Below are 17,013 nucleotides of genomic sequence, written 5' to 3' on the forward strand. Positions count from 1 at the left end.
AGCACTCGCACCAGCAAGGCTCTCGGGTGTGAGTACCTCAACGTGGTGCCCATGGCGCAGGATGTCCATGACGAGCTCGGTCAATCGGCGCGAGGGTTCGGCGGACCGCGTCCTCTTCCTGCGCGGCGTCGCCATCGAGGATATGCTTGTCGGCCATCTCGAGTTTGCCCTGTGCCACGAGGGCGTGAATCTCGAGGCGATCGACGCCTTGTTCGAGCACCTTCCGCCGCAGGACTTGCTGGCCTGGTTGAACGAGGCGCCCAACGGCGCGCACATCCGGCGGGTCTGCCATCTTTGGGAGTGGCTGACGGGACAGGAGCTCCCGGCGGAGGTCTTCCGGCGGGAGGCTAGGTCGAGCTGTTTCCTGCCGACGATTACGTCACCGTCGGGCGGCCCACCAACGACCGCCAGTTCCGCTGACGTGTCTCTGGCGCTACCTGCACGCCGAGTACTGGTTTTGCCGCGCGCTGTTTCTTTCAGATATACCCCACGACACGCTTGCTCGACCGACGCATGTGAAGCGACATGCCCAAGGCCGCCATGTGATTCGCGTTCCGTCCGAGGATCCTTTCCGCAAGCGGCAGGAACTCCTGCTCCTCGTAATCCGCATGGGCTTTGTAACCGGCAGTGAGCTGTTCGATCGCCTGCGTATCGACCTTGACCAGTTCGCCACGTGCGACCTTCTTCATTTGTGGTTCAAGACTGGCCCAACAACGCTCGAGCTCGCGATGCTCGGAGGTCAGTCGGGTAACGATCGCGCGAACCAGCTCCAACTCCTCGCCGTGTGCTGCACTAGCCATCACAGCGGTGAAGAGCTCACGCTCTTCCTCCTGATGGTGAGTTAACACGATGTCGCGGAAAAACTGCTGCATGCTCGCCGCGATGCTGCGAGCCTCTTCGGCCGGCTTCATCAATGCGGGCAAGCGGGCAAAAGTATCCATATGCTCGATGATGCCCGAATGACATCCCGAAAAGCTCCCGATTGGAGCCGAATCCATTTCTGATTTCATCACGACCTCCCTGGTTTCATCACTTCACACACCCTGATCATGGCGAGCGCTCGCTTGCGCCTGGAGCCCTACGTTGTCGCGACCTTCACCGCTGCGCTCATGCCCGACCCGGCGAGAGGGAAATCCAGCCGCCGGCTGAGTCAGGGCGTGCTCACCCCCTCCACCGTCTTGCCTTGATGCGTCATCTTACTTCGGACATTCTGCAAACAGTTTCACCGCGCATCTGGCGCAAACGGCCTGGTCGAGCCGCGGAACGATCTCTGCCAAAGCATGACTCTTGCGCCAGAAGATATGACTGTTCTCGAGACGTTCCAACGAATGGCCACGTCTCCATGCCTCCATGACCCGCGCGCGGGGGCGGTGGAAGTACAAGCCACCACCGAGGGCATGCCGCTGCGTGAACTCCTTCCGCCACAGGGCTTCGCCCGCCTGGTCAAGGAAGTTCATGCTCTTGGCCATGATCAGGAGATGCTTCTGCCCCGGACTGCTCTCCCGATAGCGGCGCAGCACCTCGCCGACATGGCGAGCCGCACCGAAATAGACGGAGCCTTCCATCCGAACGAGCTTGAGCTGCGGGCATTCCTCTACGTGCGCGCCGACTTCCGGGATCGGCGTGAAGCGTCGCTCTGCGCCGAAGGGAACAAGGACACGCATCGCAGGCCGCGAGGTCTGGTACAGATAGAAAAGCAGGGAAAGGCCGATGCCGATCAGGATCGCCAGTTCGATTCGGATCAGCAGCACCGCAAGCCAGGTGGTGAGCAGACAAGTCGCCTCCTGGCGTCCGAACCCGGCAATCTCGCGTATTTTCCGGATGTCGATCAATGTCCAGGAGACGTAGAGCAAGAGGGCAGCGATGGCCGCCATCGGGATGCGTTCCAGCAGCGAAGCGCTCGCGGCGACCAGCGCCAGGAGCGCCACCGACGAGGTGACCGCAGCAAGGGGGGTGCGGGCGCCTGCCTCGAAGTTGGGCATCGAGCGGTTCAAGGAGCCGCACGCCAGATAGGAAGACGTGAAGCTCGCCGCCAGGTTCGCCAGGCCCTGGCCGAAGAATTCGCGATTCGGGTCGATGTGGTCGCCAGATCGATCGGCGATGGCCTTGGCGATCGAGACGGACTGGGCCATCGCCACCACCGACAAGGCCAGCGCGATGCCGACCAGGTCGCCGAAATGTGCCAGATCGAAGCCAGGCAGACTCAATGCGGGCAGGATCGCCGGGATCGAACCCATCTGACTGACCCCAACCCCTCCCCGCGCCTCGATCGCGGTCGCCAGCACATAGCCTCCGACCAGCCCGAGCAGCATCGCCGGCCATCGCGGACGCAGACGTGCGACTGCGAAGGTGATCGCCAGCGTGAGTGCCGCAACCGCCAACTCTGGCCATACGGCAGCGTGCCGGCTTGCGAGGGCATGCAGATCGAGCCCCGCGTGATAGGCAATCAGACAGGCCGCACCTGCCGTGAAGCCGACGAGTACCGACGGTGCGATGAAGTCGGCCAGCACGCCAAGGCGGAAGACCGCGACCAGCAACTGGATAACACCGACCATCAAGGTCGTCGCAAGAACAAGCTGGATGTAGTCTGGGCTGCCAGGACTCGCCAGCGGCGAGAGCATGGCGAACAGCGCGAGGGAATTGGCATTGGTCGGGCCCGACACCACATGGCGGCTCGAACCCATGAGGGCGGCCACCACGCAGGGCAGCAAGGCCGAATAGATGCCGTACTCCGGCGGCAGGCCCGCCAGGCGCGCGAATGCGACGCCTTGGGGCAGCACGAGCAAGGCCCCGAGCAGGCCGGCGAACAGGTCCGCACGCAGGGTCTGCAAAGAGAGATCGCGCCACCAGGGGTCTCCGGCGGGAATCAGCATGCGAGGCGAGAAATGGCTCATCGGGAGGGTCCCGCTCCGCCGCCGTACGGACCATCGAGGCGCATTGCGCTCGATTGATCGTCCGCACAGCGTCGCAGACAAGGATTCGTCAGTGCTCGATCAGGCGATCCGGGTGGGGCTGGGGCTGCTATCGGCGTGCTCCATCAAGGCGCACACCAGTCGTTGCAGCAACTCCGCCTTGATCCCGATTGCAGCCGGTGCGTCCCACAGGTTGTCGAGCTCGTGCGGATCCTGTTGCAGGTCGTAGAGTTCGCCCCACTGCGCATCGCCGAACACGCTCAGACGATGGCGCTCGGTGATCAGGGTCCGCACCTTCACGGGCGTCTCGAACCCGAGGTATGCGCGCTGCTGGTTCTCCTCGATGAGCACGGCATCGCGACCGGAGCCGAGCGGCGCGCCGACCGGGTCGAACAAGGGTTTGCCCTGGCTTCCGTTGGGGGAGGCGATACCGGCCCGGGTCAGGATCGACGCGGGCAGATCGAGCGAGGACACGAGGTCGTCGCGCCTCACCTGAGCATCGGCCCCGTCCCCGTCGGGTTCGCGCCAGATGAAGGGCACGCGCACCAGCCCCTGGTAATGCAGCGGCCCCTTGAGGACGATGCCATGGTCGCCGAGCAGATCGCCGTGGTCCGAGGTGAAGATCACCACCGTGTTGCGGTCGGCGCCGCACTCGCGCAGCGTCTCCATCACCATGCCGATGCGGTCGTCGATGTTGGTGATCATGCCGTAAGTCAGCGCCGACATCTCCTGGATCTCGCGCGGGGTGGCCATGAACAGACGCTGTCCGTCGACCTTGGCCGCCCCCCGGTTGCGCTCATCCATCAGCCAGCGTACATGGGGGGGGTGCTCCTCTGCGGGTAGCAAACTGGGGGATAGCGGCATGTCCTCCGGGCGATACATGTCCCAGTAGCGCCCCGGCGGCGTCCATGGGTGGTGCGGATCGGGAAAGGAGCACATCAGCGCGAAGGGCTGGTCCGGATGGTTGGCGACATGATCACGAATCCACTTCTGCGACTGATCGGCGATGAAGTGCGTCGGGTACTGGAACTCATCGAGGTGGGTGCGCCAGGCCTGCGGCGAGACGAAGTCGGGATCGCGCACGCCATGCTCGCGCCCGAGCCGCTGCGCAAGCTCGGGATGTTCGCGCTGCAGCCAGCGCAACCAGTCACCGAAGCACTCGTCGGCGTGGCTGTTGCAGAGGACGACCTCCTGGAAACCGTAATACGGCAAGGTCAGGCGGTGAGCCGGATCGGCCCAGCTCGCCTTCAGCTCCTGGCAGTACGCCGGGTCGTCGATCGTGCTGCGACGCGCCTCGGGGAAGGTGCCGGACCTCTGCGTGCCGGCCCGGGATTCGGGCGTCTTGAGCAGCGGCGGCGCGTCTTCCATGTTCTGCAGGTGGCTCTTGCCCACGAGCGCGGTGCGGTAACCGAACTCCCCCAGCAGGTCGGCGAAGGTCACCGCCTCCAGTGGCAGCGGCACACCGTTGCTGCGCGCACCATGAATCGAGGGCATGCGTGAAGTCATGATCGAACCCCGGTTCGGCATGCAGACCGGCGTGGCCACGTAGGCGCGATCGAAGCACACGCCACCTCGGGCCAGCGCATCGATATTGGGCGTGCGCACGATCGGATTGCCATAGCAGCCGAGATGATCCGCGCGATGCTGGTCGGTGATGAAGATCAGGAAGTTGGGACGCATGTCTTGTCTCTTATCGCATCAGGTTGGGGAGGCCGACGACGATCTCCGGCCAGATGAGGATGAGTGCCGCGGTGACCAGCATGGCCAGCACGAAGGGCGTGACACCGGCGAATACGTCGCCGAGCTTGAGGTCCGGGCGCGCAGCCTTGACCGTGAACACGTTGACACCAACCGGGGGAGTGATCAGGCCGAGTTCGATCAGGATGATCACCACGACACCGAACCAGATCATGTCCACGCCCTGTGCCTGCAGCGTGGGCAGGAACATCGGCACGATCAGCACCAGAATGCCCAGCGCCTCGAACACCATGCCGAGCAGGATGCACAGGGCGCCGATCGCGAGCACCAGCTGGATACCCGAAAGCTCCCAGCCGTTGACCAGCTCCATCAGCGCGAAGGGCATCCCCGTGACGTTGATGAACTGCGAAAACACCAGGGCACAGGACGCGATGGCGAAGATCGCCGCGCTGATGCCGACCGCGCCGCCGATCACGTCGAGATACTCCCTGCCGCTGCGCATCGACCCGCGCGCGAGGGCGAACAGATACGCGCCGATGGCACCGACACTCGCAGCCTCAGTCGCGGTGAAGACGCCGAGATAGATGCCGCCCAGCACGACCAGGAACAACACCACGAAAGCCCACGTCTTCTTGAACGCTGCGATGCGCTGGGTCCAGCTCATCGCAGCGCCAACCGGCGCCACCCCGGGCCGAAGTCGTGCCCACAGGGCGATGGTCACCATGAAGGCAGTCATCATCAGCGCGCCTGGCACGATCCCGGCGATGAACATGCGCCCGATGTCCTCACGCGCGAAGATGCAGTAGATGACCATCGGAATGCTGGGCGGAATCAGGATGCCCAGCGTGCCGCCTGCGGCAACTGTGCCCGCCGACAGACTGTCGTGGTAGCCGTAGCGGCGCATCGGCGGCATCGCGACCTTGGTCATGGTCGCCGCAGTGGCCACCGAACTGCCACAGACCGTGGAAAATGCACCGCAGGCCAGCACGGTGGACATCGCCAGGCCGCCACGCAGCCGTCCGACGAGCGCGTTGCCAAACTCGTAGAGTTCGTCCGCGATTCCGCCGCGGCGGATGAGCTCGCCCATGAGAATGAAGATCGGCACAACCACGAGATTAGGGTTGACGATCATCTCGCCGATCTGCTGCCCGGACATTGCGACCGCCGAATCCCAGTCGCGCATCAGGCCGAAGCCCACGAAACCCGTCAGCAAGGTGGCAAAGGCAAGCGGCATCCCGGTGAAGCTGAGGGCAATGAGGATCGCAAAGCCAATCAGTGCTGCAGTCATTTTTCTTCCCCCTGATGCATTTTCTCGTCACGCCAGCCACTGAGGAGGACGGCCAGCGCCATGATCACGAGTAGCGCAACCAGGGCGAAGACCCAGCCGATCGGGAACTCGAGTACCGGGGTGAGCTCACCGAAGTCGATGGTGTGCATGGCGTGCTGGACCAGCAGCGTTGCGAGCGCGGCGGTGCCGAGCAGCTCGGCGCCGAAGATCCAGCGCGGATAAAGTTTGGGAAGACGCCTCCGCAGCGGGGCGTCGAAAAGGTCGACACAGATATGCAGGCGCTGGGCTGCGACGATGATGAGGCCCGCGCCGACCAGCACGGCCAGCAGGGCATTTGCGACTTCGGCTGCGCCAAAAATAGCGGCGTTGAAGAAATAGCGCAGAACGACGTCGGCGGCGGTCAGCAACGCAATCGTGATGACGGCCAGCGTGCCCACGACCTGTCCGATGCGATAGAGCGGACGTGCCCATGAATGGGGCGACATGAGAAACCTCCAGAGCGGTAACGAGTTCGGATGTGACGCACGACAGCGCCTGAGGCGCTCGACCGACAAAGGCGCTGCGTGCGCGACCGTTACTTGGCGAGGGCGTCGTATTCCTTGCGGAAGTCGGCGAGCACGGCCTTGCCATCGAGCCCCGCCTTCTCGGCAGTGCGCTCGAACTGCTCGTACGAAGGCGTGGCGGCACGCTCGAGCTCGGCGTAGAACTGGGGATCGGCTTCGATGACCTGAATTCCATCCGCCTTCAGCTGCGACAGCGCTGCTGCAGATGCCGCCTTCGACGCCTTGCCTACGCGCTGCGCCAGTGCCTCGCCCGAGAGCTTCATGATCGCGTTGCGGTCTGCCTCGCTGATCGAGCCCCACTTGCGTTTGTTGATGAACATCGAGAAGCCCGACGAGGTCACACCAAGCGGAAACAGCGTGATCGACTTGGTGTATGGCGCAGTCTTGAAGTCGATCACGCTCTCGAGGATCAGGCCGAAGTACCCATTGACCACACCGCGCGAAACCGACTCGCTGACCTGTACGGCGGGGCTGGTGATTGGGCTGATCCCGAGGTTCTTCAGCAGGTCTGCCGATTCGCCGTAGAGGGCCCACATCTTGCGACTCTTCAACTCGTCAAGCGAATTGATCGGCGTGTCCGTCGTGCTGTAGAGCTGTCCGCCGGAAAAGTTGAAAACCGACAGCAGATGCACATCAGGAAACTGGTTCCTGGAGGCGAAGTGCTTCTCGTAAATGCGCCAGGCGGCGACCGAGGCAGCCTCCGCATCGCTCACCAGCCAGGGCAGCGAGGACACTTCGAGCAAAGGCGCCTTGCTCTTGATCGTGGGGTTGATCGCGAAGGCGACATCGAACACGCCGGATGCGACCCCCTGCAGCTGCTGCGGCGGAGGCGCCAGGCTGCCGGCTGCGAACTCGATATCGACGCGGCTCTCGGTCACCTTCTCGACGTCCTGCGCCCACCCCTTGAGCACTTCGTGCATGAAGTGTCCGGGCGGGACGAAGACGTTGAAAAGGAGCTTGGTCTCGGCCTGAGCCGGAACGGCGGTGATGGCGGCGGCCATCAGGGTGGTGGTAATGAATTTACGCAGCATGTCTCTCTCTCTCTCTCTCCGGGGTGTCGGGGTGGGCTTTTGATCTGACGGTGCCCGAATGGAAAGGTATTATTCGGACTTATGGAGTGCAATAATTTGCTGATCCTATTCATAACGTCTTGGTTATGCTCAGAACCCAGCTGAGGTATCTCGAGCTCATTCTCGAGCACGGCACTTTCGTCGCCGCCGCGCGCCAAGCAGGCGTCAGCCAGCCAGCGGTGTCGAAGGCGATCACCGAATTGCAGAGGACGCTAGGGGTAAGACTGTTCGAGAGGAGCGGTCACAGGTTCGTGCCGAACGTACAGGCCTATCGGGTCGTGCACGCGGCCACCCGATTCCAGGCCGAACTGGACGCCCTCAGGGAGACTCCCGGTGACGCGCGCGACGACCACTCGACTACGGACGGTGCAGCTTTGCGCATTGGTCTCGCGCCAGCATCCGCCCTCCTGTACGGTCCCAGCATCGAGAAGGTCTGGCATGCACACCGCCCGGAGGGATTCCTGCAGCTGATCAGCGGCAGCGCGCCCGAGTTGATGAGCCGCCTCAGGCAGCGCGACCTGCACCTCATCATCGCGCCCCATGGGCGCAGGGAAGCCACGGCCGATCTGCAATGGCGAAAACTGCACACCAGCGAGCCGACGGTCTATGTGCGTGCCGGGCATCCCGTGCCCGCCCTGACCACGCTCGAGGACATCTGCGACGCGCGCTGGGCCGTCGCGGGTAATCCGGGCACGGTCGGCCATGTGATCGAGGAAGCCCACCAGGTCCGCAAGCTGCCGCCCCCACGGGTGGTCGTGCAGTGTCACGACTATCACATCCTGCTCACCCTCGTGGCGAGTAGCGACCTATTCTGTCTCGTACCCCATCCATGCCTGCTGAAAACGATCGAGCCGGGCAGCGTACGTGCCATTCGCCTGCGTGAAGGGCTGCCAAAATACGAAGTGAACCTGAGCTGGCTGCGAGATGTGGACGAGCGCTTCCAGCCCGTCATTCAGGCCATCGCCTCTTCCCTCAGCCCGATCAAGGATCCGGGGTGAACGCCGCGCGGGGGCATCGGCGAAGCGATGCCCCCGCGCGGCGTGTGCAGGCCCTTACTGGCCCTTACTTACGGACCTTGGCGATTTCAGCCTGGGTGGCCTGCAAGACCTCCACCATGCTGCCTTGTGCGAACGCATCCCAGATCGGCTTGGATGCTTCGCGCATGCGGGTACGCTCCGCGGGACTCACTTCGTTGATCGCGACCCCCTTGGCGGCCATCCTCGCGAGCGCGTCTCTGTCCTGATCTCGCGCCACACCGCGTTGATACGTGCGCGCATCGATTGCAGCCTGCAACAGCAGCTTGCGGTCGTCCTCGGACAGTTTGTCCCAGAACTTCTTGCTGACCAGCGGGATGAATGCGCCATAGGTGTGGCGCGTCTTCGATAGGTACTTCTGCACCTCATCGAGACGCAGGGCGGTGGTGACGGTTGCAGGTGTGCCTTGGCCGTCGACCGTGCGCGTTTCGAGCGCGGTAAAGAGTTCGGGCACCGCGAGCGGGACCGGCGTCGCGCCCAGTGTCTTGATCGATTCCTGCGAGATCTTGGCCTGCACGGCACGCAGCTTGAGATCGTTGAAGTCTTCCAGCTTCGCGATCGGATGACGCGAATTGGTGAAGTTGAAGAAGCCGTTTTCCCAGAATGCCAGGCCCACCAGGCCCTTCTCCGGCAAGGTGTCCAGCAGGCGCTGCCCGACGGCACCATCCAGCACCGCCTCGGCCTCCTGCTCGCTGTCGAACAGGAAGGGATAATCAAGCACCTCAAACTCCTTGATCATGCCCGTCAGTGTCGTGGTCTGCGGCACCACAAACTGGATGCTCCCGCCCTGCAGGGCCGAGGTGACCTGCACGTCGTTACCGAGGGCAGCGTTGTAGTAGGGCTTGATCTCGATGCGGCCCTGGCTGCGCTCCTTGACGAGCTGGACGAACTTGGCCACGCCCTGGCCCTGATGCGAAGCCTCCGGTAGTGTGACGGAGAATTTGGCGGTGATTTCCTGCGCAGCGGCGGGGCCGGTCAGCATGACGCTGCACGCCATCGCGGCGGCAAGGATTGTGGTTTTCAGATTGCTTTTCATGGAAGTCTCCTCCTTCTGGAACGACGATAACGACACGGTTTGAATCAGCGCCACCAGCCTGCGGGCACGGTGACAAATGCAGGGAACAGCAGCAGCAGGATCACGATCAGGGCCTCGGCGGCGAGGAAGGGCAGCACGCCGCGCACCGCACGCTCCATGGAGACCTTGCCGATGGAGGCGATCACGTTGAGCACCACACCTACCGGCGGGGTGATCATGCCGATCGCAACGGTCATGATGAATACGACACCGAAATAGACCGGATCCACGCCTGCAGCCCGGATGATCGGCATGAACACCGGGGTCAGGACGAGGACAATCGGGATGAAATCGAGCACCATTCCCAGCCCGAACGCGATCAGCAGCATCGCAGAGACCAGCATCCCGGGGCGGTCGGCAATCGGCTCGAGCCAGGCACCGATCTGACCCGGAACGTCCGCGATCGTGATCATGTAGGACGCCACCATCGCCATCGCCACCAGGATCAGCACCACCGCCGACGTGCGTGCTGCGATCAGCAGGCAGTGATAGATCGACTTCAGGTTCAGCTCGCGATAGACGAACACGCCGACGAAGAGCGCGTAGAAGGCGGCGACGACCGCGGCCTCCGTGGGGGTGAACACCCCCATCTTCAGACCCCCGATGATGATCACCGGCATCATCAGCGCCCACACCCCGCGGCCGAGAACACCGATGCGCCCGATCCACGGCATCCTGGGCGCCGGGTTGAACGAATCGCGGCGCGACACCCACCACCATGCCGCCACCAGCGAGATCGCCATCATCGCGCCCGGCACGATGCCGGCCATGAACAGCTGGGTGATGGAGACGTTGGCGACCACGCCGAACAGCAGGAAGCCGATCGAGGGTGGGATCACCGGTGCGATGATGCCACCGGCGGCGATGAGGCCGCAGGCGCGCTCGGTGTTGTAGCCCGCTTCACGCATCATCGGCACCAGCAGGGCGCCGAGCGCTGCGGTGTCGGCGACCGCCGAACCGGACAGGCTGGCGAGCACCAGCGCAGCGAGGATGGCGACATAGCCGAGGCCGCCACGCAGATGGCCGACGAAGGCCATCGCCATGTCCACGATCCGGCGCGACAGGCCGCCCGCGTTCATGAACTCGCCGGCGAGGATGAAGAAGGGTACGGCCATCAGGACGAAGTTGTCGGCACCGCCAATCGCGTTCTGGGCGACGACCTGTGGATCGAATTCGCCGAGAAAGAGCATCAGCAGCACGGCGCTGATCAGCACGGCGAAGGCGATCGGCATGCCCAGGAGCATCGCTCCGAGCAGACCGCTCAGGAATACGGCTGCGGTCATTTCGAGTTCTCCTTGCGCTTGTTGTGTTCGAAGGCTTCGGCCGCGTCGGCCAGCAAGACCATCTCCTCGCCGATGCGATCCTCCATATCGCGGATGAGGACAAGTTCCGCGGGGGTATGCGGGCGCGTCACCGCATCGAAGACGTTGTAGGCGATGCTGATCGCCATGCCGATCCCGAACACCACGGCCGCCGCGTAGAGCCACGCGTAGGAGATGCCGAGCACCGGGTAGGTGTTGTCGAGGTTGATGACTGTCTGCGACCACCCCCCGATCACGAACAGCGCGCAGCAGCCGAGCATCAGCGTGCCGGAGAGGCAGATGAAGACCTTCTTCCAGAACGGTGACAGCCTGCGCACCAAGGCATCGAGGCCGATATGGGCATGCTCCCGCGAAGCGAGGATGGCGCCGAGGAAGATCACCCACACGAACAGCAGGCGGGCGAGCTCGTCCGACACCGCCAGCCCGGAGTCGAACCCGTAGCGCAGGACTACATTGCCGAAAACGAGTATCGCCATCAGCGCAAGGCTGACGACGATCACCACCTCCAGCATTCGCGTGACCACGCGAGTCATACGATCGAAAAACATGTCTTTCTCCGTGGGTTCCGGCAGCGCACTGCACGTTGCCGGCAGCACCTCACCCGGCAAGCTCTGCACGATCGCAAAAGTGCGCCAGCGCCTCGGGGTTGGCCAGCGCCTCCCGGTTCTTCACCGGACGGCCATGCACGACATTACGCACCGCCAGTTCGACGATCTTGCCGCTCTTGGTGCGAGGGATGTCCGCCACCTGCAGCACCTTCGCCGGCACATGGCGCGGTGTGGTGTTGTCGCGGATGGTCTGCTTGATCCGTTTGACCAAGTCGTCGTCAAGCACCAGCCCGTCGCGCAGCTTCACGAACAGCACCACGCGCACGTCGTTGGGGTTCTGCGGTGGCCAGTCCTGGCCGATTACCAGGCTTTCGACCACTTCATGCAGCTTCTCGACCTGGCGATAGATCTCCGCGGTGCCGATGCGTACCCCGCCTGGGTTCAACGTGGCGTCCGAGCGGCCGTAGATCACCAGCCCGCCGTGCGCGGTGATCTCGCAGAAGTCGCCATGGCACCAGACCTTGGGGAAGCGATCGAAGTAGGCGGCTTGGTATTTGCTGCCGTCGGCGTCGTTCCAGAAGCCGGACGGCATCGCCGGGAAGGGCTTGGTGCACACCAGTTCGCCCTTCTCGCCGCGCACCGGACGGCCGTCGTCGTCCCAGACGTCCACCGCCAGCCCGAGGCCGCGGCACTGGATCTCGCCGCGCCACACCGGCAGCACCGGGCTGCCGAGCACGAAGCAGGAGATGATGTCGGTGCCGCCCGAGATCGACGACAGCTGCAGGTCGGCCTTGATGTCGCGATAGACGTAGTCGAAGCCTTCGGGCACCAGCGGGCTGCCGGTGCTCATCATCGCGCGCACGGTGTCGAGCTTGTGCGTCTCGCGCGGCTTGAGGCCGAACTTGGCGGCAGCGTCGATGAACTTCGCCGATGTGCCGAAGTGAGTCATGGCCTCGGCGTCGGCGTAGTCGAACAGGATCTGGTTGTCGCCGGCAAACGGCGAGCCGTCGTAGAGCAGCAGCGTGGCCTCGGCGGCGAGCGCAGAGACCAGCCAGTTCCACATCATCCAGCCGCAGGTGGTGAAGTAGAACACGCGGTCGCCCGGCTTCACGTCGCCGTGCAGCTTGTGCTCCTTGAGGTGCTGCAGCAGCGCGCCGCCGGCGCAATGCACGATGCACTTCGGTACGCCCGTCGTGCCCGAGGAGTACATGATGTAGAGCGGATGATCGAAGGGCAGCTCGGCGAACTCGATGTCATCGACGAAGTGGAAGGGGGCGATGAAGTCGGCGTACATGCGCGCATGCGGCACGTGCGACAAATCGTGGTCGTGATGCACGTAGGGCACGACGACCACCCGCTGGACCGAGGGCAGCTGACCGACGATCTCGCCCAGCTTGTCGAGCACGTCGACGGTCTTGCCGCCGTAGTAGTAGCCGTCGCAGGCGATCAGCACCTTGGGCTCGGTCTGGCCGAAGCGATCGAGGACGCCCTGCACGCCGAAGTCGGGCGAGGCCGAGGTGAAGATCGCACCGATGCTCGTCGCGGCCAGCATGGCGATCACGGTCTCGGGCATGTTGGGCATGTAGGCGGCGACGCGGTCGCCCTTCTTCACACCCATCTCGCGTAGCGCGGCGACGAAGTGGGCGACGGCGCGGTACAGCTCGCCGTGGCTCATGCGCTTCATCACCCGGTCTTCGCCCCAGAACACGATCGCATCGTGCGCATCGCGCGAGCGCAGCAGGTTGCGGGCGAAGTTGAGCTTCGCGTCGGGGAACCACTGCGCGCCGGGCATCCGTTCGCCATCGACCAGCACGCGCTCGCCACGGTGCCCGACGACCTCGCCCATCTCCCAGACGCTGACCCAGAACTGCTCCGGGTGCGCCACCGACCAAGCCTGGAGTGCTGCGTAGTCGGGCAGCGCAACGCTCCAGCGCTTCTCCGCCGCCAGGCGGAAGGCGGTGACGTTGGCCGAGGCGATGCGCTCGGGCGATGGGGTCCACAGGGCTTGATCAGTCTTCATTCATGCAACTCGTTTGTATGGCAATCCGCTTCCGGGCGCAGCTTGCGACGCGCCCGGACCGCTGCCGTTACAGAAAATGTCAGCCAGCTGTCACTCGGCATCGGGCTGCACCATGGGTGCCGCGCGTCGAAACGCCTCAAGCTCCTCGCAGCGGGCGACGATGTCGCACACCGTCGGCATGGCCGAGAGATCGCAGTCGAAGCGCCGCGCGTTGAACACCTGGGGCACGAGGCAGCAGTCGGCCAGCCCCGGTCGGTCGCCATGGCAGAATGGCCCGGTGCGCGCGTCGCGCGCGAGTCGGCTCTCCACGGTGGCAAGGCCCAGCCCCACCCAGTGGCGGTACCACGCATTGCGCTGTGCTTCAGTCGCTCCAAGCACGTGCCCGAGGTACTGCAGCACCCGCAGGTTATTCACCGGGTGGATGTCGCAGGCGATCATGTGGGCGAGCTCGCGTACGCGCGCCCGATCGAGCGCTCCCTCGGGCAGCAGCCGCGCCTGGGGATGGGTCTCGTCCAGATACTCGATTATGGCGAGCGATTGCGTCAGCACCTGCCCCGCGTCTTCCAGAGTGGGCACAAGGCCGGCCGGGTTCAGGTCCAGATATTCGGGCCGACGGTGCTCGCCGCCGTCGCGTACCAGATGAACCGGTACTGCCTCGTAGTCCAGCCCCTTGAGGCCGAGGGCGATCCGCACGCGGTAGGCTGCCGAACTGCGGAAGTAGGTGTAAAGCTTCATTGCCTCAGCCCTTGCGCGCCGCCACCCGGTTCTCGATCGTGCCGAACACGTTGCGGCCGTCGCGATCGAACATCTCGATACGGACCACGTCGCCATCGACCATGAAGGGCGTGCTCGGCTTGCCCTGCTCGATCGTCTCGTAGGTGCGCACCTCAGCAAGACAGCAGTAGCCGACACCACCGTGATCGATGGATGAACCCCACAGGCCGCCCTGCTTGTTGGAGACAGTGCCTGAGCCGATGATCGAGCCCGCCTCCAGTTCGCGGGTTTTCGCCACGTGGGCGACGAGCTGGCCGAAGTCGAAGGTCATGTCGACGCCCGCTTCCGGCTTGCCGAACAGCTTGTCGTTCAGGTGCACCACCAGCGGCAGGTGCACCTTGGCGTCCTTCCAGGCCTCGCCGAGCTCGTCGGGGGTGACCGCGACCGGGCTGAAGGCCGAAGCCGGCTTGGACTGGAAGAAGCCGAAGCCCTTGGCGAGCTCGTTGGGAATCAGATTGCGCAGGCTGACGTCGTTCACCAGCATCACCAGACGGATGGCCTTTGCCGCCTCGGCGGGGGTGGCGCCCATCGGCACGTCACCGGTGACAACGCTCACCTCGGCCTCGAAGTCGATACCCCAGCTCTCGTCGGCAAGCACCGCGTCACGCGGCCCGATGAAGCTGTCCGAACCGCCCTGGTACATCAGTGGATCGGTGTAGAACGAGGGTGGCATTTCGGCGTTGCGTGCCTTGCGCACCAGCTCGACGTGGTTGATGTAGGCCGAGCCGTCAGCCCACTGATAGGCGCGCGGTAGCGGCGAGGCGCAGGCGGCCTGATCGAAGGGCTGTGACTCGACTGCGCCGCTGTTCAGGGCCTCGTAGACCTGGCGCAGCTGCGGCTGGCAGGACTGCCACTCATCGAGTGCGGCCTGCAGGGTGCGGGCAATCGACGGCACCGGAACGCAGCGCTTGAGATCACGGCTGACGACGACCAGGGTGCCGTCACGGCCGCCTTGCTTGAGGGTGGCGAGTTTCACTTGAACATCTCCTTGTAGCTGCCGTCGTGCATCCAGGCTGCATGCTTGGGCGCTTTCTTCGTCCGGGCCCACTCCTCGAGCATCTCCCACTTGACCTTGTCGAGCGCTTCGAGCATGCCGGGCAGGTTGGTGTTGCAGGCCAGCTCGAGACGATGGCCGTTCGGGTCAAAGAAGTAGATCGACTGGAAAAGTGCGTGGTCGGTGAGGCCGACGACCTGGATGCCCTCGGATTCGAGGCGCGCCTTCGTGGCGAGCAGCGTCTCCATCGAATCCACCTCGAGGGCGAGATGCTGCGTCCAGGCCGGGGTGTTCTGGTCGCACCCCATGGGTTTGCACGTCGGCAGTTCAAAGAAGGCAAGCACGTTGCCCATGCCGGCGTCCATGAAGATGTGCATGTAGGGGTCAGCCTCACCGGTCGAGGGCACGGCATCCTCGGCGATCGACAGGATGAGCTTCATGTGCAGGTGTTTCTCGTACCAGCGCGCGGTTTCCAGCGCATCCTTGCAGCGGTACGCCACGTGATGAATTTTTTTTACGATCGGGGTCATTGCGGTCTCCTCTATCCTGCGCAGCCTCTCCGACGGGGGAGGTGCGTTTTGTTTATTGCTGCATAAGTGACAGCGCCATTAGATTGGAAAACGCTTTATCATTCCAACGACTTTTTCAGATCCACTTATCGGATAAGCCAATGAATGTAACGCTGCGGCAGTTACGCGCCTTTCTCGCCGTCACCCGCACCGGAAGCTTCACGCTCGCGGCAGAGAGTCTCTACATCACGCAGTCGGCCCTCAGTGGTCTCATCAAGGAACTGGAGCAGGTGTTGGGTGTGCGCCTGTTCGATCGCAGCACCCGGCGCATCCAGATGTCGGAGGTCGGCAGGGGAATCTATCCGCTGATCGAGAAGATCCTCGCCGACCTCGACGGCGCACTCGACGAGGTTGCAAACATCAAGGCGCTGAAACGGGGCGTGGTCCGCGTTGCGGCACCACAGCTGATGGCCTGCACGCTTTTGCCCGAGGTGATTTCGGCGTTTGCCCGCGACTTTCCGAACATTACGGTCCGGCTCACCGATTGCGCGGTCGAGAGCGTGACCTCGCGGGTCTTCTCGGGGGAGGTGGATCTGGGTATCGGGCCCGAGCGGGATCCGAATTCCGATATCGACGCGACGCTGCTCTTCGAGTTGCCATTCCATGCGGTTTTTCACCGCGAACATCCACTGGCAAACGCCCATTCAGTGCGATGGTCAGAACTTGCCGATTACCCGTTGATAACGCTGCAGGGTCAGTTCACCGAGCGTCTTTCGATCGACCTTCACAACACCATGCGCGAGCTTGATCTCAACCCAAATGCAACCGTGACCTTCATGTCCACGGCGCTCAGCATGGTGTCGGCCGGATTGGGGGCAACGATCTGCATTCCCTACGCGGCTTCGCTCGTCCACTTGTATGGCTTGAGCATGCGGCTGCTGGTTGCCCCTGAAATCTTCCGCCGCTTCTACATCTTTACCCGCAACGGTCGTTCGCTATCCCCTGCTGCCGAGGCCTTCCGCAATCATCTGTCACAGCACATCGAGAAGCACGCAAGCCTCTCTGCAGCGAGTATGCACACCGCTTAAGGGTCCTTGCGAGAGGATGCTTGAGAAAACATAAAAGCCCTGCAAGTCTATGACTTGAAGGGCTTTTCTGGGTGTTCTGGCGGACAGGGCGTCTGCCGGAATCGAATTTGATGATGTT

Annotated in this window: 16 protein-coding genes; 2 read left to right on the plus strand and 14 right to left on the minus strand. The window is 63.6% G+C overall.

Features of this window, described 5'->3' with window-relative positions; genetic code table 11:
• Nucleotides 1–37 precede the first annotated feature (37 nt).
• From M622_RS40015 to dctP, 7 genes are all read right to left on the minus strand, one after another.
• A complete protein-coding gene (locus M622_RS40015; RefSeq protein ID WP_021248532.1) occupies nucleotides 38–292 on the minus strand; it encodes a hypothetical protein in 255 nt (84 codons plus the stop codon).
• A gap of 184 nt (nucleotides 293–476) precedes the next feature.
• Complete coding sequence (locus M622_RS26075) at nucleotides 477–1,010, minus strand: hemerythrin domain-containing protein (protein WP_031346470.1); 534 nt, start codon at nucleotides 1,008–1,010, stop codon at nucleotides 477–479.
• A 186-nt stretch (nucleotides 1,011–1,196) separates the two neighbouring features.
• Nucleotides 1,197–2,873 carry a SulP family inorganic anion transporter gene (locus tag M622_RS26080; protein ID WP_021248534.1) on the minus strand — a complete coding sequence of 559 codons (1,677 nt, stop codon included), beginning with the start codon at nucleotides 2,871–2,873 and terminating at the stop codon, nucleotides 1,197–1,199.
• 120 nt (nucleotides 2,874–2,993) lie between these two features.
• Entirely contained in the window at nucleotides 2,994–4,592 is a 1,599-nt protein-coding gene (locus tag M622_RS26085; protein ID WP_021248535.1) for a sulfatase family protein, read from the minus strand.
• A gap of 10 nt (nucleotides 4,593–4,602) precedes the next feature.
• A complete protein-coding gene (locus M622_RS26090) occupies nucleotides 4,603–5,898 on the minus strand; it encodes a TRAP transporter large permease (protein WP_021248536.1) in 1,296 nt (431 codons plus the stop codon).
• A complete protein-coding gene (locus M622_RS39290; RefSeq protein WP_157281953.1) occupies nucleotides 5,895–6,335 on the minus strand; it encodes a TRAP transporter small permease in 441 nt (146 codons plus the stop codon). The genes M622_RS26090 and M622_RS39290 overlap by 4 nt, the downstream gene beginning before the upstream one ends.
• A 137-nt stretch (nucleotides 6,336–6,472) precedes the next feature.
• On the minus strand, nucleotides 6,473–7,492 hold the full coding sequence (gene dctP, locus M622_RS26095; RefSeq protein ID WP_021248538.1) for a TRAP transporter substrate-binding protein DctP: 1,020 nt from the start codon (nucleotides 7,490–7,492) through the stop codon (nucleotides 6,473–6,475).
• Nucleotides 7,493–7,617: 125 nt separating this feature from the next.
• Here dctP and M622_RS26100 point away from each other — a divergent pair, with 125 nt between their 5' ends.
• Nucleotides 7,618–8,529: a LysR family transcriptional regulator gene (locus M622_RS26100; protein WP_021248539.1), complete on the plus strand. Its 912-nt coding sequence runs from the start codon at nucleotides 7,618–7,620 to the stop codon at nucleotides 8,527–8,529.
• Nucleotides 8,530–8,593: 64 nt separating this feature from the next.
• On the opposite strand, the gene M622_RS26105 is transcribed toward M622_RS26100, so the two are convergent.
• The 7 genes from M622_RS26105 to M622_RS26135 form a co-directional block, all read right to left on the minus strand.
• Nucleotides 8,594–9,655, minus strand: a complete 1,062-nt coding sequence (locus M622_RS26105) for a DctP family TRAP transporter solute-binding subunit (protein WP_157281956.1) — start codon at nucleotides 9,653–9,655, stop codon at nucleotides 8,594–8,596.
• Nucleotides 9,646–10,923, minus strand: a complete 1,278-nt coding sequence (locus M622_RS26110) for a TRAP transporter large permease (RefSeq protein ID WP_021248541.1) — start codon at nucleotides 10,921–10,923, stop codon at nucleotides 9,646–9,648. Before M622_RS26110 ends, M622_RS26105 begins: the two co-directional genes overlap by 10 nt.
• Complete coding sequence (locus M622_RS26115; protein WP_021248542.1) at nucleotides 10,920–11,510, minus strand: TRAP transporter small permease; 591 nt, start codon at nucleotides 11,508–11,510, stop codon at nucleotides 10,920–10,922. Before M622_RS26115 ends, M622_RS26110 begins: the two co-directional genes overlap by 4 nt.
• A gap of 49 nt (nucleotides 11,511–11,559) precedes the next feature.
• Nucleotides 11,560–13,530 carry an acetoacetate--CoA ligase gene (locus M622_RS26120; protein WP_021248543.1) on the minus strand — a complete coding sequence of 657 codons (1,971 nt, stop codon included), beginning with the start codon at nucleotides 13,528–13,530 and terminating at the stop codon, nucleotides 11,560–11,562.
• A 90-nt stretch (nucleotides 13,531–13,620) separates the two neighbouring features.
• Nucleotides 13,621–14,265 carry a maleylacetoacetate isomerase gene (gene maiA, locus M622_RS26125; RefSeq protein ID WP_021248544.1) on the minus strand — a complete coding sequence of 215 codons (645 nt, stop codon included), beginning with the start codon at nucleotides 14,263–14,265 and terminating at the stop codon, nucleotides 13,621–13,623.
• 4 nt (nucleotides 14,266–14,269) lie between these two features.
• Nucleotides 14,270–15,280, minus strand: coding sequence for a fumarylacetoacetate hydrolase family protein (locus M622_RS26130; protein WP_021248545.1), 1,011 nt, complete (start codon nucleotides 15,278–15,280; stop codon nucleotides 14,270–14,272).
• On the minus strand, nucleotides 15,277–15,828 hold the full coding sequence (locus M622_RS26135; RefSeq protein ID WP_021248546.1) for a VOC family protein: 552 nt from the start codon (nucleotides 15,826–15,828) through the stop codon (nucleotides 15,277–15,279). The genes M622_RS26130 and M622_RS26135 overlap by 4 nt, the downstream gene beginning before the upstream one ends.
• Before the next feature lie 140 nt (nucleotides 15,829–15,968).
• Between M622_RS26135 and M622_RS26140 the strand changes: the two genes are divergently transcribed.
• Nucleotides 15,969–16,895 carry a LysR family transcriptional regulator gene (locus tag M622_RS26140; protein WP_021248547.1) on the plus strand — a complete coding sequence of 309 codons (927 nt, stop codon included), beginning with the start codon at nucleotides 15,969–15,971 and terminating at the stop codon, nucleotides 16,893–16,895.
• Nucleotides 16,896–17,013: the final 118 nt, after the last annotated feature.

The organism is Thauera terpenica 58Eu (assembly GCF_000443165.1).
Taxonomy (GTDB): domain Bacteria; phylum Pseudomonadota; class Gammaproteobacteria; order Burkholderiales; family Rhodocyclaceae; genus Thauera; species Thauera terpenica.